The sequence below is a fragment of the Pseudomonas sp. MBLB4123 genome, from assembly GCF_051904775.1.
Taxonomy (GTDB): Bacteria; Pseudomonadota; Gammaproteobacteria; order Pseudomonadales; family Pseudomonadaceae; genus Aquipseudomonas; species Aquipseudomonas benzenivorans_B.
Window position 1 is genome coordinate 3,566,643 of record NZ_CP196711.1, and the last position, 22,221, is coordinate 3,588,863.

A 22,221-nucleotide genomic window follows, 5' to 3' on the forward strand; every position below is an offset into this window, starting at 1 on the left:
TGCACATGCAAGCCAGTCAATGGACTACCGATATCTTCGTTATCACAGCTGTACTCGCACTGGCTTGTACGTTGCTGGGTTATTTCTTCTCGGCATTGCGTCAGGGCCGGCAACTCAGTCTGCTGGCGGCCCAGCTTGAGCGGGCTCAGCAGGCTCAAGCGACTGCAGCCGCAGACAGTGTTGCGCTAAGTAATCAGCTCAAGGCCGCAGAAGCGCGCACCCATGAGCTGCAGGTCGCAGAAAGCACCCTGAAAGCCAAGCTGCAGGCCGCCTTCGACAATGAGGCACGCCTGAATAAGGAGCAGCAAGAGAGCAAAGATGCTCGCACTGCATTACAGGTGAAGCTGGACGATACGAGCAGGCAGCATCACGAAGCTGCCAAGCGCCTAGAAACAGCCCAAGCCGAAGGCCGCGCTCTGCAAGAGCAAACCAATGATCTACGAGATCGCTTGGCTGCTGCGCAATCGATCAGCACCTCGCTGCAAAGTGAGCGCGACACCCTCAAGGACGAGCTGGCAAATCTGGATGCCAGCGCCAAGGTGGCCGCAACGGGCGAGCGAGAGGCCCGTGAGCAACTGGCTGAAACTCGCCAGAAGATGGCCACTCAGGCTCAGGACTACAACGAGCTGCTGGGGCGTTATCAGCCGCTCAGTAATCAACATGCCGAGCTCAAAACGTCTCTACAGAAGCGTGAGGAACTGGTAGCTGAGTTGCGAGACCGTCTGGCCCAGTCCCAGACCACTAACGAGCAGCTGCATGCAGATCGTGATCGCCTGAAGGATGAGCTGGCCACCGAGGGCAAGCGCGCCAAGTCGCTGGAGACCTCCGAGCGCGATGCACGCGAGCAGTTGACTGAAACCAAGCAGCACCTGACTGAGCAGGTAAAAGCGTTCGGCGAACTTCAGGGGCGTTTCAACACGCTGTCATCCGAGCACACCGAGCTCAAAACCACGCTGAGCCAGCGCGAGGAGAACTTCCAGGAGCAGATGACGCAACTGGCCGATGCGCGCAAGTCGCTGACTCAGGAGTTCGAGAACCTGGCCAACAAGATTTTCGAGGAGAAGGGCAAGACCTTCACCCAGACCAGTCAGACCAGTATCGACGGGATGCTCAAGCCGTTCCGCGAGCAGATCGAAGGCTTCCAGAAGCGCATCAACGAAGTTCACGATGCGTCCCTGCAGGGCAACACCAGTCTCAACTCTGAAATCAAAAAGGTGTTGGAAATCGGCCTGCAGATGAGCAAAGAGGCCAACAACCTCACCTCCGCGCTCAAGGGCGACTCCCAGCAGCGCGGCGCCTGGGGCGAGGCGCAACTGCGCCGCACGCTGGAAATGAGTGGCCTGATCGAAGAGGCACACTACGAAGTGCAGAGCGCCTTCAAGGATGCCGAAGGTAAGAGCAAGCAGACCGATTACCTGATCAAGCTGCCCGATGGCAAACACATCATCATCGATAGCAAGGTCTCACTGGTTGCCTACGACCGTGCTGTTTCCGCGGAGACCAGCAGTGAGTCTCAACAGGCCATGGTTGAGCACGTCAAAGCGGTTCGCCGGCACATCGATGACCTGGCTTCCAAGGATTACACCAACCTCGTTGGGATGCGCAGCCCCAGCTTCGTGCTGATGTTCATGCCCATCGAGCCGGCCTACATCGAGGCTATGAAACACAACAAGGATCTGTTCGAGTACGGCTACAAGAAGGGCATCGTCCTGGTTTCCCACACCACCCTGATCCCGATCCTGCGCACCGTTTCCAACCTGTGGATGATCGAGCGCAGCAATGCCGAAGCGCGCGAGATCAGCGAGAAGGCCGGCGAGATCTACAACCAGGTCTGCACCGTGGCCGAGCGCCTCGGTAAGCTGGGAGGCACCCTCAATACCGTGAGCAACCACTACAACGACACTGTCAAGGCACTGGCGGGCAAGCAAGGCCTGTACGGCAAGGTGGAGCGCTTCAACAAGTTGTCGGCCAAGGTCAGCAAGACGCTGCCGGCGCTGGAGCCAACCCATATGGATTTCGAAAGCGAGCGACTCTCGCTGATCGTCGAGGCGCTGGACGAAGTGGATGACTCCGCCGCAGAGCTGCCACAGCAGATAAATCACAACGGTCACGACAGCGAAGCGCTGCCGCAGGTCTAATCCCCCATTTTTTTACGAGAGAAGTACCTCGCATGCTCACCGGCAAAATCCGCAACGATATCGACAAGCTCTGGGAAAAGTTCTGGACCGGCGGCATCACTAACCCGCTGACCGTGATCGAGCAGATCAGCTACCTGATGTTCGCCCGCATGCTCGACATGCAGGAGGACGTGGCCGAGCGCAAAGCCAACCGCACCGGCAAAGCCTTCGACCGCCTGTTCCCCAATACCCCGGACGGCCAACTGCTGCGCTGGAAGAACTTCCGCAACATGAGCGGCAAGGAGCTCCACAGCCACCTCAAGCAGAAGGTCTATCCGTTCTTCGCCCAACTCGGCAGCGCCGAGGGCGAGGGTGGCGAGCGTGAAGGCCTCGGCCATATCAGCGAGTACATGCAGGACGCCGATCTGGAGATCAAGAACGAGTCCGTACTCACCTCCGCCGTGGAGATGGTCAACGAGCTGCCGCTGACCCAGAGCGACGTGAAGGGCGATATCTACGAATACCTGCTGAGCAAGCTCACCACCGCCGGCATCAACGGCCAGTTCCGCACGCCGCGCCATATCATCGACGCGATGATCGAGCTGATTGCCCCGCAGCCCACCGAAGTGATCTGCGACCCGGCCTGCGGCACCGCCGGCTTCCTGGCCCGCACCATGGAATACCTCAACCGCGTGCATTCCAGCCCGGAAGGTACTTTCAGCGACGAAGACGGCAACCGGCATTACTCCGGCGACCTGCTCGAACCCTACCGCCAGCACATCAACAGCCAGATGTTCTGGGGCTTCGACTTCGACACCACCATGCTGCGCGTCTCCAGCATGAACATGATGCTCCACGGCGTGAACGGCGCGAACATCCGTTACCAGGACTCCCTGAGCAAATCCATCAAGGAGCACTACCCACGTCAGGAACAGGACTTCTTCGATGTGGTGCTGGCCAACCCGCCGTTCAAAGGCAGTCTGGACGAAACCAACACCAACCCCGACGTGCTCGGCCTGGTAAAAACCAAGAAGACCGAGTTGCTGTTCGTCGCCCATATCCTCCGCTCGCTCAAGCTCGGTGGCCGCGCCGCCGTGATCGTGCCGGACGGCGTGCTGTTCGGCTCTTCCAAGGCTCACCAGCAACTGCGCCAGGAGCTGCTCGACAACAACCAGCTCGAAGGCATCGTCAGCCTGCCCAGCGGCGTGTTCAAACCCTACGCCGGCGTCAGCACCGCCATCCTCATCTTCACCAAGGGCGGCACCACCGAGCGTGTGTGGTTCTACGACCTGCAGGCCGACGGCTACTCGCTGGACGACAAGCGCACCGAGCTGAAAGGTGAGGGCAGCAACGACCTGCCCGACGCCATCGCCCAGTGGCACAAATACCGGCAGATGGTCGAGAGCAACATCAGCGCGAGCACCGTCAATACCCTGTTCGGCGATAAGCGCAAAAAGGCCTTTGTCGTGCCAGCCGAGGACATCGCCGCCAACAAGTACGACCTCTCCATCAACCGCTACAAGGAAGTGGAGTACCAGCAGGAACAGTACGAAGACCCGAAGGTGATTCTGCAACGGCTGAAAGGGCTGGAGCAGGAAATTCTGGCGGATCTGGATGAGCTGGAGGGAATGCTATGACTTGGCCAACGGCTAGGCTTGGCAGCCTGTTATTGGACATTCAACCGGGTTTCGCATCTGGAGAGGAGTCGGACTCTGGAGTTCTTCAGGTAAGGATGAATAATGTCAAGCCAGAAGGGGCTTGGGACTGGACAAAAAAGAGATATGTACCTGCCACGATCAGGCAAGTTGAAAGGTACTCTTTGCAGTTCGGAGATGTTCTATTTAATGCCACCAACAGCGCTGAGCAGGTCGGAAAGTCTGCCTTGTATAGTGATCATGTTGAGGAAGTGGTTTGTTTCAGTAATCACTTTCTAAGGTTAAGGGTCGATTCGGAGCGGCTTTTACCTGAATACCTCGTTCGTTTTTTGGGTTGGCTGTGGGGGCGGCGTGTATTTGAGAATATGGTTAATGCATGGGTTAACCAGGCTACTGTGAGAAGGGAGGATCTGGTCGAGTTAAGGATCCCCCTCCCTCCCTTGGCTGAACAGAGACGGATTACCGCCATCCTCGATAAGGTCGACACCATCCGCCGCAAACGCCAGCAAGCCATCCAGCTCGCCGACGACTTCCTCCGCGCTGTGTTTATGGACATGTTCGGAGATCCGGTAACCAATCCGAAGGGTTGGATGGTGAAGAAGATAAAGGAACTCTGCATGGTTCGTGGAGGTAAGCGTATCCCCAAAGGAGACTCTTTAGTTAAAGAAGATACGGGGTTCCCATATATTAAGGCTGGCAATATAAAATCCGGACAGGTTACAACCAAAAACCTTGAATATGTACCTCCGCATGTGAGGAAGGTTATTGAGCGATATACGGTTGATGAAGGGGATATATGTATTACGGTAGTTGGGGCAAACATCGGAGATGTAGGGATTGTGCCTAAAGAGCTTCATAAAGCCAGCCTTACCGAGAATGCAAATAAAATTATTATCCGAGATGGCGCTGTTCTGTCTTCCTGGTATTTGTCATTTTTTCTTCAGACTGATTTTGTTCAAAGTCAAATAAAATCAAAAACCATGGCGGTAGGGGTTCCAAAGTTAGCAATTTTTCGGATTGAAGAATTAGATTTCATTCTCCCTCCCAAAGAGCTCCAGGATAAATTTTCACATATTGTTAGTGCAATATATGGGCTGCGTGAAAGTTTGCAAAGTAGTAACTCACTATCGCAGCTAGAGTTTCAATGCCTCAACCAAAAAGCCTTTCGAGGTGAGCTGTGATAAGTCCAATGCGTTTACTTGCGCCTCCCTGTGCTTGGGGCTTCGCCCTAGCCTGGGGATGTGATTCCACCGCATACGTCTCCGGCCAGCTGTAGATAAGGAAATCCCCATGCGCCTCAAGTCCGTCAAACTCAGCCATTTTCGCGGCTACCGCACCACCACGGTTATTCCCATCGACGAAGCCATGACTGGCATCGTCGGCCGAAATGACTTTGGCAAATCGACCATCCTCGAAGCGTTGGCGATCTTCTTCGACAGCGGCGACGTCAAGGCCGACAAGAGCGATATGAACTGTTTCAGTCTGGCCGAGGGTGCCGAGCAGTTCGAGATTGCCTGTGAGTTTGACGGTCTGCCTGAGGCGCTGGTACTGGATGAGAATGCCGAGACTTCCTTGGCGCAGGAGTATCTGCTCAACGCCGAGGGTGCGCTGGAGATCGTCAAAACCTTCAAGGCCAGCACCGGCAAGCAGGAACGAACCGCCATCCGCTGCCAGCACCCTGCGGATGAGGCGCTGGCTGGGCTGCTGAGCCTAAAAATGGCCGAACTGAAAAAGCTCGGTGAGCAGCAAGGCGTTGCCGAGCAAGTGGCAGACAAACGTGTGGCTTCACAGTGGCGGCAGGCTATCCGTACGGCAGCACAGCCGATCGCCTGTCAGGAGAGGCTGCTCGACGTCAGCAAAGGGCTTTCGACCGACAGCAAATCCATCTGGGAAAAGGTCGAGGGCCAGCTGCCCACCTTCGCCCTGTTCAAGGCGGATCGTGAAAGCAGTGATGGCGACGCCGAGGCCAAAAACCCGCTGCAGCAGGCGGTCAAGGAGGCGCAGGCTGCACTGCAGGATCAGATCAGTGCGCTGGAGCAGCAGATCGAAGCCAGTGTGCTGGATGTTGCTGAGCGCACCCTCGACAAGCTGCGGGAAATGGCCCCCGAGCTGGCCAACGAGCTGACCCCGCGCTTCAAGGAAAAGCCCAAGTGGAGCTTCAGCTTCACCCTGGATGGTGAGAACGGTATCCCCATCAACAAGCGCGGCAGCGGCGTGCGCCGCCTGATCCTACTGAACTTCTTCCGCGCCGAGGCGGAGAAGGCGGTGGTGGGCACCCAGCGCAATGTCATCTACGCCATCGAAGAGCCGGAGACCTCCCAGCACCCGAACTACCAGATGATGCTGATGAAGGCGCTGCTGGAGCTTTCCAACCAGCCCAACCGGCAGATCATCGTCACCACCCACGTTCCCGCCCTGGCCGGCCTGATGCCCATCGACGGCATCCGTTACGTCACCAAGGATGAGAACGGCATCCCTATCGTCAAGATGCCCAATGACGATGTGCTCAAGGAGGCTGCCGAGAGCCTGGGCGTACTCCCCGAAACAGGGATGGAGCGGGCGAAGGGCGTCGTGCTGGTAGAAGGTAAATCAGACGTCACCTTCCTCCGCCATGCGGCCAACACCCTGAAGGCTGGCGGGCATCTCCAATCCAGTCTTGAGGATGCCGGCGTCGTTCCGATTCTGATTGGCGGCTGTGGCAGCGTGAAACACTGGGTCACCCTCAATCTCGCCGATGACCTCGGGCTCCCCTGGTGCGTATTTCTGGACTCGGACATTGGTGGCAGCCCAGAGCAGGTCGCCTCTATTGCGAAGCGCAAGCAGGAAGTAGAAGGAATAGGCAGGTCTTTCTATTCCACCCGCAAACGGGAAATCGAGAACTACCTGTGCCCTGACATGATTGATGCGCGAACCGGGGTTAGGGTGAATTTCACCGACACCTGCGACGCGAAGAAAATCATCGGTAAAGCAGTGGGTATCAAGGGCGATGATCTGATCGACAAGCTCTGGCCGCATATGACTGCTGAACAAATTCTCCAGCGCTCGATGTACCAAGAGGGTGCTGAGCAGCGCTCGGAGCTTAAGGAACTAGTCGAGAACCTGCTGGCCTTGGTCTCTTGAGCCGAACTCGGTATGAAAACCAATCGAAAGCAGATTGGTCTGCCTGCGCGGTGCAGAGGCTGCGTGAGCGTATGCATCGGCTGAGCCATTGCCATCTAAAAATTACAAATAAGACATTTGCCGGCCTTAGGCCGAGCTAGGGCATTAAAATATGCGAATTACAGAAATCGCCCTCACCAACTTTCGTTCCTTTCAGGCCACCCAAGCCATCCCGCTGGCGCCGGTGACCTTGATGTTTGGCCCTAATAGCGTCGGCAAAAGCTCGGTGCTGCAGGCGCTGTTTTATCTGCAGCAAATCCTCGCCAAAGGCCACTGCGACCCGCAGCGCATTGATGTGCTGGGCGAAAAACACATCGGCGGCTTTGCCAGTTTGGTGAATGGCGGCGATCTGAATAAGCGCATTGTAATCAAGCTTCATGTCGGAAAAGACGACAGCATCGGCGCCAGTTACAACCAGCTGTATGAGCTGATCAACGAGGATTTTGGCCTCACCGTCGACAGCCCAACCTCCGATGCCGCACGCTTTGCTGTGGAGTTGCATATCGCCTGGTCTAAATCAGCCGAAACCGCCTATGTGGCCTGCTACAAGCTGTGGCTGGACGATACGCTGATCGCTGAACTGACCAGCGATGCGGGGATGAAGCAGCCGGTGCTGGCCTGGCTCAATTACCAGCATCCCGCTTTGCTGGCCGAACTTGATTTGGACGAAGCTCCGGAGCGCGAAGCCGAAGGCTTTGTAAGCGTCTTCCATGAGCTATTAAACGCTCAGCGCCCCATTCAGCAAGTCAGCCGCCGCGATTCCTGGCATTTGCCTGAAATGACCTTTGCCCATGCCGAGCTGGGTTTTAAAGGCTTTGCTGGCGCCTTACCGCTGCTGGGCAAGCGATTGGAAACCACCGTCGAACACGACGACCCGCGTATCACCACACGGCTGCATGAAATTCTCTCGGATGTGTTGGTAGCTCCGTTAGATAACCTGCTGACACTGCTTAATCAGAGTCTGTGCATCGGCCCGCTGCGCATGGTGCCCGATGCCTTGCGCCAGCCTAATCCTTACCCCGAGCAGAAAGACTGGTACAGCGGCGCGGCTGCCTGGGATGTGGTCAGCTCGCTCAGCCGCCAGCACAAAGCGCCCGCCTTGCTGGCCGAGATTAACCAGTGGATGGGGCATCTCGGCCTGGGCTATTCACTGCGTGCAAAGTCGGTGGTGAGCAAGGTGGTGTATTCCGGTGGTGACGACAGTTTGGGCGAGTTGCGCGCCATGCTCGATGCGCATGGCGATAAGCTCGAAATCAGCTTCAGCGGTGCTGATGAGGAAGGCAATCCGTCAGAGCAGAAGGCGCCTATAGACATGGAGAAGCTGAAAGCGCTTCTGCAGGAGCTAGCGCCTGATAGCGCTGCCCCTAAGGGTGCCGTTATTGAGCAAGTGCGCAATCAATGGGCGCTGTGGGATGACTCGCGGCAGTGCGAGGTAGCCTTCTCCGAGGTTGGTGTGGGGATTTCACAGCTGTTTCCGCTGATTGTGGCGGCTGTGGTGGCGCGCCAGGGGCTTGTGACCTGCGAGCAGCCAGAGCTGCATGTACATCCACGAATTCAGGTGGGCATAGGTGATTTGCTCACCCAGGCCAATCGCCAATGCAGCTTCCTGATCGAGACCCACAGCGAACATTTGATCTTGCGGATCTTGCGGCGTATTCGCGAAAGCACAGAGGGTGAGCTGCCTGATGGCCTGAAGCCGCTGGCACCTGAGGATGTTTCAATCATCTACCTCGACACGGCAGCAGGCGGTGTAAAGGCCAAGCGTATCGAAATTGATCGCGATGGCGAGTTCACCAGCCGATGGCCCAATGGCTTTTTTGCTGAGCGCAGGGAGGAGCTTTTGTGATGATTTATGAGTATGCGCTTGAGCCGACTGTTCTAGCAGCCTGGGCATCAAATGATCGTGACTATGCGGAGTTTCTTCGCGAATACGGGTTGGGCACACCAAGGCTAGTCAGTAGCTTTCCAAAGAAAAAGGTATCAAAACTTCGTAGCTACTTGCTTCAGCATAGTCCCCAAGATACCCAGTCACTGTCTGGGCGGCGTTATACAGAAATGGTAACTAAGTTAACCGAGTCCGTTGTTATTAGGGATGTGGCCGATCATCAAACTTCCGTTTGGTCAGAAGCTGTGGTCAGCGAAGACAATCGAGCCCCATTCGGCGTGATTTTGTCTTCGTCTGCTATTTGTGCAAAAAACAACATCACTCCTGATAGCATGTATTTGCCAGGGAGCACCTGGAATCATTGTGGCCAATTAAGTATACAGCGTACCAATGCAGGGCTTTTATCCGTAGTTGGCAACCTAGTGCGCCTATCTACAAAGTATATTTTGATTATTGATCCATTTGGTTGGTCGGACGAGGCTATAGGCTTTGTCCGATATATGATTAATTCTATCCTCTCTAACCGTCTTGCGGATGAACTCCCCAAGGTGATTCTTTTCTATAAAGAGAAACGCGGGAGCAAGAATGCTGGCAGTGGAAGTCCAGCAGCTGATCACGTCAAAAATCGCATTATGCAAGATATGACCGTGGGGCTTGGAGGTCTGCAATTTGAGGTTTTTGAACTGAGGGAAGCAGCCGAAAGCGATGTTTTTCATAATCGTTGTATTTTGACGGAACATGGTGGAGTGTTAACAGGTCACGGCATTGGTGTTTCAAATAACGAAGCTCATACAGATGAAGCAATATTAATGAGGGCAGAAATTTATCAAAAGAAGCTGCTGCAATTTATTGAGGAAAAATGTTTTGATGTTGTATCAATGTCCTAATGGGCGGTTGAGATTTTTATGCAATAGCAATTACCTGGTTGCGGCTTGGTGGCAAGCTTAAGCAAGCCGGCAGTGATAATTAGCAAAATATTCTTAGGTAAAGTCATGTATGGCGAAGGTCATTCCAGGCATTGAAAGGGCCAAGCTCTCCAAGCAGCCGCCAACTGAAGGGGAGCTGTTTTTGCTTACTTACCTGGAAGAGCATTTCGACCCAGATGCTGAGGTTTATTTCCAGCCTTGCTTTAACGGTGAGCGCCCTGATGTCGTAATCATCAAGGAAGGTGTCGGCGCCATAATTATTGAGGTCAAGGACTGGGATCTTGCCAGCTATAGAGTTGATGTTAAAAACCAGTGGCGTTTGGCTAAAAATAATGCATTATTGAGGTCGCCTTTCGCTCAGGTCTTTTCATATAAGCAGAATATTTTTGAAGTGCACACAAATGGTCTGCTCGACAAAAGCATGGCCAGTGAAACATTTTACGGCCTGATAAAGGTTTATGTGTACTTTCACAATGCTACCAAAAATGAGATTGCAGCGTTTTATGAGCCGGCAATAAGTGCGTTGCGGAATGAGCTGAATAAACTTCAGCAGGAGTTTCGTGGGCAAAAAGTCGTTTATGAAAGATATGAGAGAAAGAGAATCTATCTTTCTAGTAAAATCAAACAGATAGATCGCGATGTAGGGTCTTTAGCCATTGCGCGAGACTCGTTGAAAAAGATTAGCTTTTCAGGCGGCAAGCAGAACCCTCAGTTTGAGGAGGGCGTATATGCAGAGCTTATGCGCCTGCTGCAGCCCCCATTCCATTACGCCAATGAAGGAAAGCCCATCCTCTACACAAAGCCACAGGCGCGGCTATCCGAGAGCGTAGAAGGCGCCCGGGCCAAGGTGTGCGGAGTGGCAGGGTCGGGTAAAACCTCCGTCTTGGCGAAGCGTGCCGTGAATGCGCACAAGCGCCATGGCGAGCCGGTGTTGATACTTACATTCAATCTGACGCTTCGCATGTTCATCAGAGACAAAATTAGTGAAGTTCGCGAAGACTTCAGTTGGGGTGCTTTTCATATAGTTAATTACCACAAATTTATGAGTGCGGCCCTAAGCAGTGCTGGAATCGATGTGAAGGTTCCAGAGGGTTTGGTGGACCCCAGTGCATACCTTGAAGAGCATTATTATTCGAATGAAGCTATTTTAGATAATTATGCCGTCGACAGGTACAAGACCATTCTCATTGATGAGGCTCAAGACTACAAGCCTGAGTGGCAGCGAATCATAAGAAAGAATTTCCTGGCTGAAGATGGAGAGATGGTTCTGTTTGCGGATGAGAAACAGAATATCTATGATCGTGCTGTTGATGAGGAAAAAAGAGCAAGCATAATCTCCGGTTTTGGGCGCTGGCAGCGTCTGTCTAAAAGCTTCAGATATAAGCAGGATTCTCCGGTATTGCAGTTGTCTGTAGCCTTTCAGAAGCAGTTCCTTTCAGAGAAATATGTTTTTGATGGGGATGAGTCTTATCAGCAAACCGCTTTTCTTCCAGGGATTGGGTTGAGTGCCGTAGGGACATGGTCAGCTGAGAGGTTGCTTGATGTTGCTGAACTCATTGTCGCTATTGCGAAGCGCGAAGGCATTCATCCGAATGACATCACCATTGTGTCGTCAAGGGAAGATGTTCTGAGGGAGGTCGATTTTGCTATCCGAAAAGGGCCGCGGCATCAGGAGCGTACGATTACAAGCTTTGCCTCGAAGGAAGATGTTGAGAGCGTTCGCGAAAGACGGCTTGAACGTACGAAAGAGAAAAAGGAGTTGCGTCAGTTGAACTCCAGTCGTAAGCAAGGCTTCAATCTGAATAGCGGCGTAATGAAGTTATCGACTCTTCATAGCTTTAAAGGTTTTGAATCGCCAACGGTCTTTGTGATCGTTAACGATCTGGATGGGCCGGAACTTGTGTACACAGGCTTGACCAGGGCAAAAGAAAACATTGTCCTGCTGTTGCCAGATGGTGGTCGATACTTTGATTTCTTTTCGCGATATCTCGAAGGCGTTAGCTCGTACATGCAGCATTCAAGTGCTCTCTGCTCAGCGGAGTGATGTGTGTTCTTTTTGCGCGTGGCGTTTGCTTGATTTTTTGAGATTTTTCTAGAGGTTGCATGAGAAATCATAAGGCTCGATTTTTTATTGCTGCAATCATCGCGGCGGCGCCAAGTTTGGTCTTGGGGGCTTTTTCGTTGCTTGGCTTTGCCCCTTGGGGGCGTACAAGTCTAGAGATGCTTTTTTCGTGGCGGTAATTTACTCAGTCGTTCATGTATTTTTTGCTCTGCTCATTATGGTGGTGACCAGAAAAGTCAACGCACTCTTGCCCTCAATTATATTGGGCGTACTCGTGGGTGGCGCGATTAGCTTGCCACTTGGCACGGCCATGAGAATGGAAGGCTATGAGCGAGCGGGTGAGCGTGCTGTACCACTGATCAATGCGATACAGCGTTGCATTAGTGAAACAGGAGCACCACCTCAGCGTTTGGATCAGTTGATGCCAACTTACATCACCTCGCTACCAGAAGATGTACCGCCATTTGAGATCGTTACGGGCGAGAGGGCTGCTAAGAGTTTCTATCAGAATGACTGGGCTTTGGTTTTTAACGCAGGCAGCGGTCTGAACTGGGATGCTCTTGTCTACTTGCCTAAGAAAAATTATCAGGACATCGGCTCTAAAACCCTGCTCGGAGACTGGGTTTACCTTCATGAGTAATTGACGGAGATCCGCGGGCGTCAGCATTGCTGGTAGGCTTGAATAGAGATGGGTAGCTCCCTCCATAGAAAATTGGCGGTTGATCTTGCCGAAGCCGGTCATGCACTTCTCCACTAAGTCTCGAATTTAGAATTGATAGTTGTTTTGGACGAATCCAGAGCAGAAACGGACATCTGCTCAAACTGCTTATTGTCCCGTTGGTTGCGGAGGAGCTTCAGCAGTCATGGTCGGCGGTTGAGCCAGGCCTTAAGCCGAGTCCAGATGCTACGGGAATGCGCAGTCGCACTCTGGCCACCAGTAGCGGATCCGGGGAACTCACGACGCGCTTCATGCAGCGAGCCATAATGCGCAGCTTTGGCCTTCTTATCGCGTAGACGCTCCGCCTCTATCTGGCCTTGCGACCATGGCCCCGCCTCCAAAACTCGACTCCGCTGGATCACGTAGTGCGACCGGCACTTCTGATTCCAGTTGCCTACGGAGGGATGAAGCGAGATGGACTCACCATCGAACGTCATCCGCCAGTCGGTCGGCGTGAATGGGGTCACCACGCGGTCCCCGCAACCGCAGCAGCACGAGTGCACTGCGGTTGCGTAGTCCATCGAGATGTACAAGATGCCAGGCTCCAACTCGCGTGGAACGCTTCGCACAAAACGATGTTCCAGACTCAGATGGCGCATCATGATTGGTCTCCGTTGAGCAACATGCTCCCATCGGTCGTGTACGTGCTGTGATGCTCGCTCTCTAGGTCGCGGTAGAATCCGCGGAGCTTTTTCCACTTCACGACTGCGAGGCAAGCATTTAAGGCGTTCAGGTCGGCCACCTGGATATTGGATGCGTACACGTCCTGGCCTCCGCCACCAGCGAAAGAGATGCGCCCTGCGTGGACATGCTCGCGTTTCGCCGGCGTGCTCGTCGTCACCCGCAGAATGCCGCCCAAGCTACCGTTGCTAAGTTCAAGCCCCATCCCGACGTCGATAAATGGCACACCAAGTGCTTCGAGCTTCGCCACCACGGCGCGCTTTTCCTCACCCGCGTCCATGCTGATGAACGCAAACGTGATGCCGTCAAGCAGCCCCAGCGTCTCCGTTTTCATCTTTACGGGGTGAGCCACGATCCCGCGATGCATCCGTTCATAGATGCCCTTCAGGTAGTGCACCTTTTTGGGGGCGTCCCGCAACTCCTCGAGCGATGGCGCCCCGGGCGCGCGGAACGCGTTGTGGGAAAGAAAGTCGTCATCGTCGAAGAGCCGGATTTCCCTCACCGGCGTTTTCGCGACCAGATCGAGGATGTACCCACCGGTACCACCTGCGCCGAGGATGCCCACCACCTCACCTTCCAGCTTGCTAGCTAGCGCGCCCAGGCCTACCCGGCTGGATGCTGTATCGAGATAGTTGAAGGCGCTGGGCTCATTCTCATCATCAGCGCCACGGATCAGCCGTGGGCTGATACCGGGCTGCAGGACGGCCGCCGGGCCGGCCAAGATGGTCGCGTAGGTAGCCATCTTGGCGTAGTAGTCCGGGTAGCCATCCGGGTTGGGTTTACTGGAAAAGCTGTGCCTTGCGGTGAGCCCGTAACCGAGGTCGGTGTTGGGCGACGCATGGGAGATGCCTGGCAAGGGCGTCCCATTCGCGCTGCAGGGGAAGTCGCCGTCCCAGTGGATTACGTGTGTCTCTGGCTTGCGCGTCCGGTCCCCGGCCAAGTCAAGGTTGGACACCAGCGTGCCGGTGCGCACACGACATTGAGCGTCGACATAGGGCACTTCCAGCATGACAAGGAGACTCCCCTGAATGCGAACGAAGTAGCCCTCCGTACGCAACCGGGCCAGGTCGGCATTAAGACTGAACAGTTCGTGTGACATTGAAAATTGTCCCCTGTTTTTTTACTTCAACGGAGCCACCCTCAGCGAGTTCACCAGCGCGGGGGTGCGAGGCAGCATTGCGGTATGTCATCGAGAACTTGACGTTGGTCTCTGCCGGCGCGTTCGGATGGGACAACTTGACCACCTGCTCGAAGGTGACATGCTTGTCCGGCACAATCTCTTCGACAGCATTGACCACGATGACGTAGCCCTTTTGCGGCCTTAGGGCGGTGATAAACCGCTCAATGCCAGGGTTGTCGAGATTGATCCTGTCATCCGACTCGATGAGGATGTCTTCGCCGCCCCGTACTTCCAGGAAGATGGCCTCTTCGGCCGAGGCTTCGGCTAGGTCATACAAGACGCTGCCCAACAGCTCCGGGTGACCCCAGGCCATCTGGCGATCGTTCAAAGAGAACTTGAAGTCGCGGTCGGACTTGAACGCAATGAAGCGCTCAGCCCCCTTGCCTCGCAGATCCACTGTCTCGTCGAGACGAACGTCCTCAAAATCGCCCGAGGCGAGAAGTGCATAGAGTAGATAGTCGCTTCGGCGATCGAGCCCCGCGCTGTCCAGGATTTGCCGGCCGGTGGGTACCGGGTCAGGCACGTCGATGTTGCGGAAGGTCAGTCCTTCCAAGCCGAAGCGGATGCGATAGGCGCCGGCCTCTCGCAGTGGACGATCCTCACGGATCGCGTCACCAACGTCGTCAAACGGAGAGTTTTTCATATGGTCCTCTAAAGTGTTGCGACAGAATTTTTTCTGCCTTCAACTCTCTAATCGGACCCAGCGACTGCCGCCGGTAAACTTTTTTCAGAATTGTTTTGAGAGGGTTCCAGGGGGGATAGCACCACACACGAAAAAGGCCGGGCAGTTCGGGCAAGTGGCGTCCGAAGTGTTTGTTCGGAACTGGCCGTCTCGGATGCCGCGGAAAATCTCGCCCAATTTTTCTTGGCGATTGCTCAACTCTTTGGGACTGAGTTTCAACGGCTTGCTTTCAGCATCAGCTAGGTAGACCAGTTCCAGCTCGGCACCCGGGAACTCCGCCTGGGCCGCTAGTACAAATGCAGCTGCACCGACGTCCTTGCTGTCACGGCTGGGCGCATGGCCAGTTCTCACCCGGCGTATGGCCCGCTTTCCGTCTTTCACGAGGACATCATCCGGTGTTACTTCGATCTCATGGCCGTCTAGCACAATTCGCAGCGGGGTCGGAGCTTCAACCTGCGCGCCAGCCCTCGATGCCAGGAAGTATTGGAGCATGGTGGAGGCTATCGCATGGTAGTCATCGAAATAGCCATGTTCATGAAGCCCCTGAGCCGCGAAGGCCTGAGAAAGCAGGTCCTCCCACTCAGCACTAGAGCTGCCCTGCGCGACGATCTTCCGGTAGACCTCACGAATCGCTTCATGCATACGCATAAATGAACTCATGCCGCGCCGGCCACCCACCTGAAGCAAGTGTGTGTAGAGGAATCGCCGTGCACACGATTCGTAAAGCGCGACCGCATCTGAGCTGAACCGCGGGGTTCCCGAGAAGACGATGGGTATTTGCGTATCGTCCGGGGCAGGAGGTAATACAGTAGTAGGCGTGACGGCGCGTCGTTGAGCTGGCCCAATGCGATCCAGGAACTGCGACAGCGGCCTGGTCCGCCTATTCGATGTTGAGGTCGCTCCGTAAAACGCCAGACGTGTCTTCGCCCGGGACATTGCGACGTAGAACAAGCACTCCTGCTCTTCGTTGTGGGCCGCCCGTGCAATATCCTCTGCGCTCCCTTGACCACCTGCGAGCATGCCTGCGGGTGGGGGACACTTTGATGTCCGAAGCGCCCCGGGGATAGAGTCCTTATTGACGCCGGTAATGTGAACCGCTGGAAATTCCAACCCTTTCGAGCCATGGATAGTCATCAGGCGAACCGCATCAATCCCCTGGGCAGCCGTGGGTAGTTGCCTCAAGTCTCTATCGTCCCGAAGACGCAGCAGTCTCCTCACGCGATCAGAAAGCCGCTGGATCGGGAGACCCTGGCCGTTCGGCTGCGCCCGAACGAAGTTCATGAACTGCCAGATTGCGATGCCCTGAGCCTGGTCCGAGACGCTGGCTGAAGAAGCGATGCGGGCTGCCTGTCTAGTCCGGTCGAGCAGAAGGGTTGCCAGCACGGTCCAAGGTTGGGAGGTCGCGTCGAAGCCTGCAAGAGCTGCATTGAGGGAAGACAGAGCAGTCTGACCAGCAGGTGTCAGTTCAGCTGGAGTGCTAAGTCGCCAAGCGCCAGGTTCCGCGTCGGTACCTCGTAGATGCTCGAAGACACAAACAGCGTCCTCCAAGCTCATGGCGAATTCTGGCCAGCAAGCCGTCCGGATCATCCCCATCGCGCGCCGATCCACGAGTAGCGATAGCACCGCGACGAGGTCTTTTACTTCCGGACGCTCAAACAGGCTGCCCAGGAAAAGCACTGGAATGCCGGCACGCTCGAGCTCACGTCCGACTTCCGAAAGTCGATCGTTGCCCCGGCAAAGGACTGCCTGGTCCCGATACCGATAACCTGACTTACGAAGCTCTTGAATGCCATCAGCGATAGCCGAGGTCAGCAGGGAGGCATTGTCCACTGTGATGATTTCGGGCAGATTTCCGCTTGGACCTCTATCCGCCTCAAGGGCCTCTTCTCCATCAGCTGCGGACATACCTGCAGCAAAAGCAGAAAAGGCATGGACAACTTCAGGGGTGGAACGGTAGTTGATTTTCAGGCTGTCCCGTACCGCGCCAGGGAAATCTTGGCAACCGAAGCGGGCCATGTTGAACGAAGAGGCGCCGCGGAACCGATAAATCGACTGCTTGGCGTCCCCCACCACCCAGACGTTATTGCCTGACGGCTTCAGTGTCGCAAGAAGCCGAACGCTACTGTGGTTCACGTCCTGATACTCGTCGACCAGAATATGGTCATAGTCGCTCTGCAACTGCCTTCGAACGGCTTCATCGCTCTCCAGTAGTTGAACCGGGCGCATAACCAGGTCACCAAAGTCGACACACTGAGCGAGTGTTTTGAGCTCTTCATAGCGAGCGTAGACCTTGGCAACTTCTGCCGCTTTCTCCGCAGCCTCCACCTCGCTCGGGTTACTCGCCGCGTTAGCCATTGCATTGGCTAGCGCAAGATAGCCCGCCGCATCAACAACTTCATCCTTGGCGCGTGAGACCGCGGTCAGGATTTCAGCAGCCGTCTGAGATGGATCATAAAGGTTGCGATAGTGGGTCAGGCCTAGCCGAGGAAATTCGTTTTCAAGCAGTTCTACTGCTTCGGTTCGGTCCATCAGGCGGGGATCGACCGGAAGGCCACATCGGTCGTTGAATCGTCTGAGGATGTCCAGTCCAAAGCTATGGAAGGTCCCAATGCAGAGCGCTGCGGCTTCCGCTGGCCGCTTCAGCGCGATCCGCTCGGACATCTCCGCAGCGGCCTTGTTCGAGAAGGTCAAGAGAAGGATACGTCTTGGATCTACCCCCTCATCCAACAAGCTCTCAACTCGCGCCACCAGCGTGCGGGTCTTCCCGGTGCCTGGTCCAGCTTGGAGAAGGAACGCGTCCCCGCGATGGTTGGCTGCCGTTTTTTGCTTCTCGTTGAGTGGAATTTCGACAGGCGCTTCTACTGCAACTACTGGCACAGGGGGGAGCAAAAGCGCATCAAGCATCTGCTGTGCGACGACCTCGAAGGGTGCACCCAATCGGTTTGCAATCTCCGAGCAGGTCTGGCCTTGAGTGACGTGCAAATCGAAGACTCGCGACCGTGGCAGCAGCAGCTCTCTCGCGAAGAGGTCCATCTGGACTTCTCGGCGCTGCCGTCGGCTGTAATCGACTACGCGCTCCATGCCAACTGGCGCAGCCTCAGAGGTTCGCGCTGGATCGATCTGAAATGCTGATTCCTCCTCTTCCTCACCATCGCCTAGCTCGGCGTGCCCGATTTCATGGGCGACGAGAAAGGCTTGCTCGAACGGTGTCCCTAAGTCCTCATGAACAATCAGCTGCAAGGCGGGATCAAACGTTGCGCGCGCCCCGTCCAGGATTGAAGCGCCAGGGAGGCACCTTTCAACCGTGATGCCCAGCTTCTCCGCTATGTATTCGGCGAACTGATAAGGAGACCATGGATCGCTGCCGTGTTCGACTGCTTCATGATGCAAGCGCTTCGCGTGCTGGCGAGCGAGTTCTAGTTGGTCCATGGTCAGTCATCGTCGTGGAGCAGTCGTGAAATGCGTTCCTCATCCATCCCCGCCTCTCTTAAAAGGCGTTCAAGCGGGACTTTCTCGGCCGGGGCTGGCTTGTCATCCGACTTGTTTGCACGAAGCGCTGATGCCTGCGCAGGCAAGAGGAGAAACGACTGAACAACAGAGACTGATGTTTGTAGCGCGTTAGCTAAGCGCCCGAGGAACCGGCTTGGCAACGTCGCAACATCTATTCGTCGCTCGCGAATGGCGACGCCGACCTGCATGGGTAATCCGAGAGCTTTGGCTGCTGCAGCGAAGGTCTTTGGCGAGGCGGCCTGCAGGATTTCCACCGTGACTACGGACTCGCGGAGCCGGCCCATTTTAGCGCTCACGGCGGCGAGCTCTTGTGCGCTGAGCGGAAGGTCCTCGTCGACTTGCCGGGAAAGCTCTCTGGCGAGATCGACAAGGTCGGCAGCGAACTGGGGATAGTCGGCAAGATACTTTTTGAGCACCTCGGACCCTGGCTCGAAATCCATCGCGAAAGCGTTCATGACGTCTTCGCTAGAAATTGGTGAACGCTTAATCATCACAGTTTTCCCTTGCGTTCAAGGCGCAGTCGCAGAGTCGCAAAGGCCTTGTCGCGGTGTGTACGGATGGTTTTCTCGCTCTTGCCTAGTGCTTTGCTTATGGTGACAGCAGAGGGGTCTTGCGAGTCGATGGGAATCTCTTGGCGCCACATTTCGACGATTCTTCTTTGGAGTTCAGGCAGACTATCAATCTCTTCGTCGAGCCGTAGCCGGTAAAATTTTTCGTCGAGCTCGCGGGGGTCAAAAGGGTCGTAGGCACCAATTGCCTCGTCCAGGGCGCTGTAAGCACCATCCTCATCCGTGCCCAGCTCTTCACTCTGGCTATCACGCTTCCAATGACGATCACTCGCATCCTTACGGTCTTTGGCGATGGCCGAGTTAAAGTTTATCTCGTAGTAATCCAGGCGATTGTCATACGCTGCCCGGTCGCTAAGCAGCAGATCAACGAAATGGTCGACGACATCATCTCGGATGTTTGCCTTGGTAAGTGAGGCTGTGGCCTCGCCTGCATTCTCGGCGCGAGGCAGGAGAAGGTAAACGCGCTGGAGTAGGAGCTCAGTTAGCCTTTCGCGATGCATCCCGGCTCCCACGTTCCGCACAAAGTGCACCAACACCTCCGGTGAGACAAAGCCGGGGGAGGTGCGAGAGCAAATGGACGCTCTGCGCTCAAGTTCGGAGGGGCTAACGGCCGTCAAATCATGAATTTCGGCTTCGACGGCCGGACGCCGCTGATACAGCGTTCCATCAAGTTTGATCTTGCGAAGGGGACGCGCCACGGCTACTCCTTTGTCTGCTAAAGCCTTCCGTGAGGTACTCCACAAAATGTAACACCAGAGCACTGCTTGATGCTGCTGCCAGCCGCTGCATAGACAGGTTTTTTGGTTAGTTGGCGATGACCGATGCTGCTATGCGGCTGGTGGGGCGGCGAGCTAGTACTCGCGCAGCCGCAGAGGCGCGGGATGTGAACAGGCCGTGTGGCACGGTTTAGGCACAGAATCGGCACAGCCCGAAAACCAACCTCAAAAGGGCCGTTTGGGCAGTACTCATTGCCTGTTGCGAACGTCGCCAGAATTAGCTTCGGCGCTAGGATTGGTTGGTGCGGAGTGAAGAATCGGGCCTCTGTAAAAAAAGCCCAATAAATCAAATAGATATGGCGCACCAGGCGGGATTCGAACCCACGACCCCCGCCTTCGGAGGGCGGTACTCTATCCAGCTGAGCTACTGGTGCGTATGTGTTGCGGCGGTCTATTTGACCATTAGCTGACACCCTTCTCAACTCGACGAGTATTGCCTTCGGAGGGCAGTACTCTATCCAGCTGAGCTACGGATGCGTTGCGGGGCGCAATCATACGCATCTGGCCGGCGGGCGTCCATGCCGGGCGTCGTTCGCGATTCTGCACGGAGCCCGGGCGCCACGCTGGCTCTCAAGGCCGGCGACAGCTGGCTCTATGTGCCGTTAATTTTTTCGAACAGCCTATTGCCCTTTACCCGTGGCACCCCTAGGATTCGTTTGAGATTTCAAACGCTCAGGGTGAAACTGTGTGGAACCCTGTGCGCCGTTTGCCGTCCGAAGGCGGAACAGGCCGAGGGCACCGCCATCGGCGGCGTAACGAGCATAAACTTTTCGATGGGCGCAGGCCCCCAGCAACAACCGTCCGACGCCCGGGTGTCGGGATTTGAAGGAGACTGCCATGCAACTTAAAGACACCCAGCTGTTCCGCCAGCAGGCCTATATCGACGGCCAATGGCTGGACGCGGACAGCGGTCAGACCATCAAGGTCAACAACCCGGCCACCGGCGAGATCCTCGGCACGGTGCCGAAGATGGGCGCCGCCGAGACCCGTCGCGCCATCGAGGCCGCCGACCGCGCCCTGCCGGCCTGGCGCGCGCTGACCGCCAAGGAGCGGGCGACCAAGCTGCGCCGCTGGTTCGAGCTGCTGATGGAGAACCAGGACGACCTCGGCCGCCTGATGACCCTGGAGCAGGGCAAGCCGCTGGCCGAGGCCAAGGGCGAGATCGCCTACGCCGCCTCCTTCATCGAGTGGTTCGCCGAGGAAGCCAAGCGCGTCTACGGCGACGTGATTCCCGGCCACCAGCCGGACAAGCGCCTGATCGTGATCAAGCAGCCGATCGGCGTCACCGCGGCCATCACCCCGTGGAACTTCCCTGCGGCGATGATCACCCGCAAGGCCGGCCCGGCCCTGGCCGCCGGCTGCACCATGGTGATCAAGCCGGCCTCGCAGACGCCGTTCTCCGCCCTGGCCCTGGTGGCCCTGGCCGAGCGCGCCGGCATTCCCAAGGGCGTGCTCAGCGTGGTCACCGGCAGCGCCGGCGAAGTCGGCGGCGAGCTGACCGGCAACCCCATCGTGCGCAAGCTGTCGTTCACCGGCTCCACCGAGATCGGCCGCCAGTTGATGGCCGAATGTGCCCAGGACATCAAGAAGGTGTCCCTGGAACTGGGCGGCAACGCGCCCTTCATCGTCTTCGACGACGCCGACCTGGACAAGGCGGTGGAAGGCGCGCTGATCTCCAAGTACCGCAACAACGGCCAGACCTGTGTCTGCGCCAACCGCATCTACGTGCAGGACGCGGTCTACGACGCCTTCGCCGAGAAGCTGGCCGCCGCCGTGGCCAAGCTGCAGATCGGCAACGGCCTGGACGAGGGCACCACCACCGGCCCGCTGATCGACGAGAAGGCCGTGGCCAAGGTCCAGGAGCACATCGCCGACGCGGTGGGCAAGGGCGCCAAGCTGCTCACCGGCGGCAAGCCCCATGCCCTGGGCGGCAGCTTCTTCGAGCCGACCATCCTCACCGAGGTGCCCTTGACTGCGGCGGTGGCCAAGGAGGAGACCTTCGGCCCGCTGGCGCCGCTGTTCCGCTTCAAGGACGAGGCCGAGGTGATCGCCATGTCCAACGACACCGAGTTCGGCCTGGCCTCCTACTTCTACGCCCGCGACCTGGGCCGGGTGTTCCGCGTGGCCGAGGCCCTGGAGTACGGCATGGTCGGCATCAACACCGGGCTGATCTCCAACGAGGTGGCGCCGTTCGGCGGGGTCAAGGCCTCCGGCCTGGGCCGCGAGGGCTCCAAGTACGGCATCGAGGACTACCTGGAGATCAAGTACCTCTGCCTGGGCATCTAAACGCGACTAGGCTCC

15 protein-coding genes and 1 tRNA gene are annotated in these 22,221 nt (G+C 56.3%); 9 read left to right on the forward strand and 7 right to left on the reverse strand.

Features of this window, described 5'->3' with window-relative positions; genetic code table 11:
• Positions 1-5 precede the first annotated feature (5 nt).
• From rmuC to ACSX1C_RS16545, 8 genes are all read left to right on the forward strand, one after another.
• On the forward strand, positions 6-2,138 hold the full coding sequence (gene rmuC / locus ACSX1C_RS16510) for a DNA recombination protein RmuC (protein ID WP_439887039.1): 2,133 nt from the start codon (positions 6-8) through the stop codon (positions 2,136-2,138).
• A gap of 32 nt (positions 2,139-2,170) precedes the next feature.
• Positions 2,171-3,754 carry a type I restriction-modification system subunit M gene (locus tag ACSX1C_RS16515; RefSeq protein WP_439887040.1) on the forward strand — a complete coding sequence of 528 codons (1,584 nt, stop codon included), beginning with the start codon at positions 2,171-2,173 and terminating at the stop codon, positions 3,752-3,754.
• A gap of 95 nt (positions 3,755-3,849) precedes the next feature.
• Entirely contained in the window at positions 3,850-4,953 is a 1,104-nt protein-coding gene (locus ACSX1C_RS16520; RefSeq protein ID WP_439887041.1) for a restriction endonuclease subunit S, read from the forward strand.
• Between the two features lie 109 nt (positions 4,954-5,062).
• Complete coding sequence (locus ACSX1C_RS16525) at positions 5,063-6,892, forward strand: AAA family ATPase (protein WP_439887042.1); 1,830 nt, start codon at positions 5,063-5,065, stop codon at positions 6,890-6,892.
• 151 nt (positions 6,893-7,043) lie between these two features.
• Positions 7,044-8,777, forward strand: a complete 1,734-nt coding sequence (locus tag ACSX1C_RS16530) for an AAA family ATPase (protein WP_439887043.1) — start codon at positions 7,044-7,046, stop codon at positions 8,775-8,777.
• A complete protein-coding gene (locus ACSX1C_RS16535; protein WP_439887044.1) occupies positions 8,774-9,703 on the forward strand; it encodes a hypothetical protein in 930 nt (309 codons plus the stop codon). Before ACSX1C_RS16530 ends, ACSX1C_RS16535 begins: the two co-directional genes overlap by 4 nt.
• Before the next feature lie 109 nt (positions 9,704-9,812).
• A complete protein-coding gene (locus ACSX1C_RS16540; RefSeq protein ID WP_439887045.1) occupies positions 9,813-11,786 on the forward strand; it encodes a UvrD-helicase domain-containing protein in 1,974 nt (657 codons plus the stop codon).
• A gap of 187 nt (positions 11,787-11,973) precedes the next feature.
• Entirely contained in the window at positions 11,974-12,444 is a 471-nt protein-coding gene (locus ACSX1C_RS16545; protein WP_439887046.1) for a hypothetical protein, read from the forward strand.
• A 221-nt stretch (positions 12,445-12,665) separates the two neighbouring features.
• Here ACSX1C_RS16545 and ACSX1C_RS16550 read toward each other — a convergent pair whose 3' ends face one another.
• From ACSX1C_RS16550 to ACSX1C_RS16580, 7 genes are all read right to left on the reverse strand, one after another.
• Positions 12,666-13,124 (reverse strand): DUF6527 family protein, encoded by a 459-nt coding sequence (locus ACSX1C_RS16550; RefSeq protein WP_439887047.1) that lies wholly within the window; start codon positions 13,122-13,124, stop codon positions 12,666-12,668.
• Positions 13,121-14,302 (reverse strand): ThiF family adenylyltransferase, encoded by a 1,182-nt coding sequence (locus tag ACSX1C_RS16555; protein ID WP_125940331.1) that lies wholly within the window; start codon positions 14,300-14,302, stop codon positions 13,121-13,123. Before ACSX1C_RS16555 ends, ACSX1C_RS16550 begins: the two co-directional genes overlap by 4 nt.
• Positions 14,277-15,026 carry a multiubiquitin domain-containing protein gene (locus ACSX1C_RS16560; RefSeq protein WP_125940332.1) on the reverse strand — a complete coding sequence of 250 codons (750 nt, stop codon included), beginning with the start codon at positions 15,024-15,026 and terminating at the stop codon, positions 14,277-14,279. Before ACSX1C_RS16560 ends, ACSX1C_RS16555 begins: the two co-directional genes overlap by 26 nt.
• Before the next feature lie 84 nt (positions 15,027-15,110).
• Positions 15,111-18,494, reverse strand: a complete 3,384-nt coding sequence (locus ACSX1C_RS16565; RefSeq protein WP_439887048.1) for a UvrD-helicase domain-containing protein — start codon at positions 18,492-18,494, stop codon at positions 15,111-15,113.
• A 2-nt stretch (positions 18,495-18,496) separates the two neighbouring features.
• Positions 18,497-19,066, reverse strand: coding sequence for a hypothetical protein (locus tag ACSX1C_RS16570; RefSeq protein ID WP_125940334.1), 570 nt, complete (start codon positions 19,064-19,066; stop codon positions 18,497-18,499).
• The gene (locus ACSX1C_RS16575) at positions 19,066-19,842 is read right to left on the reverse strand and encodes an RNA polymerase sigma factor (RefSeq protein WP_439887049.1); all 777 of its coding nucleotides are present in this window, start codon (positions 19,840-19,842) and stop codon (positions 19,066-19,068) included. Before ACSX1C_RS16575 ends, ACSX1C_RS16570 begins: the two co-directional genes overlap by 1 nt.
• A 375-nt stretch (positions 19,843-20,217) precedes the next feature.
• Positions 20,218-20,294: transfer RNA gene (locus ACSX1C_RS16580), tRNA-Arg, on the reverse strand.
• 463 nt (positions 20,295-20,757) lie between these two features.
• Between ACSX1C_RS16580 and gabD the strand changes: the two genes are divergently transcribed.
• Positions 20,758-22,206 carry an NADP-dependent succinate-semialdehyde dehydrogenase gene (gene gabD / locus ACSX1C_RS16585; RefSeq protein ID WP_439887050.1) on the forward strand — a complete coding sequence of 483 codons (1,449 nt, stop codon included), beginning with the start codon at positions 20,758-20,760 and terminating at the stop codon, positions 22,204-22,206.
• Positions 22,207-22,221: the final 15 nt, after the last annotated feature.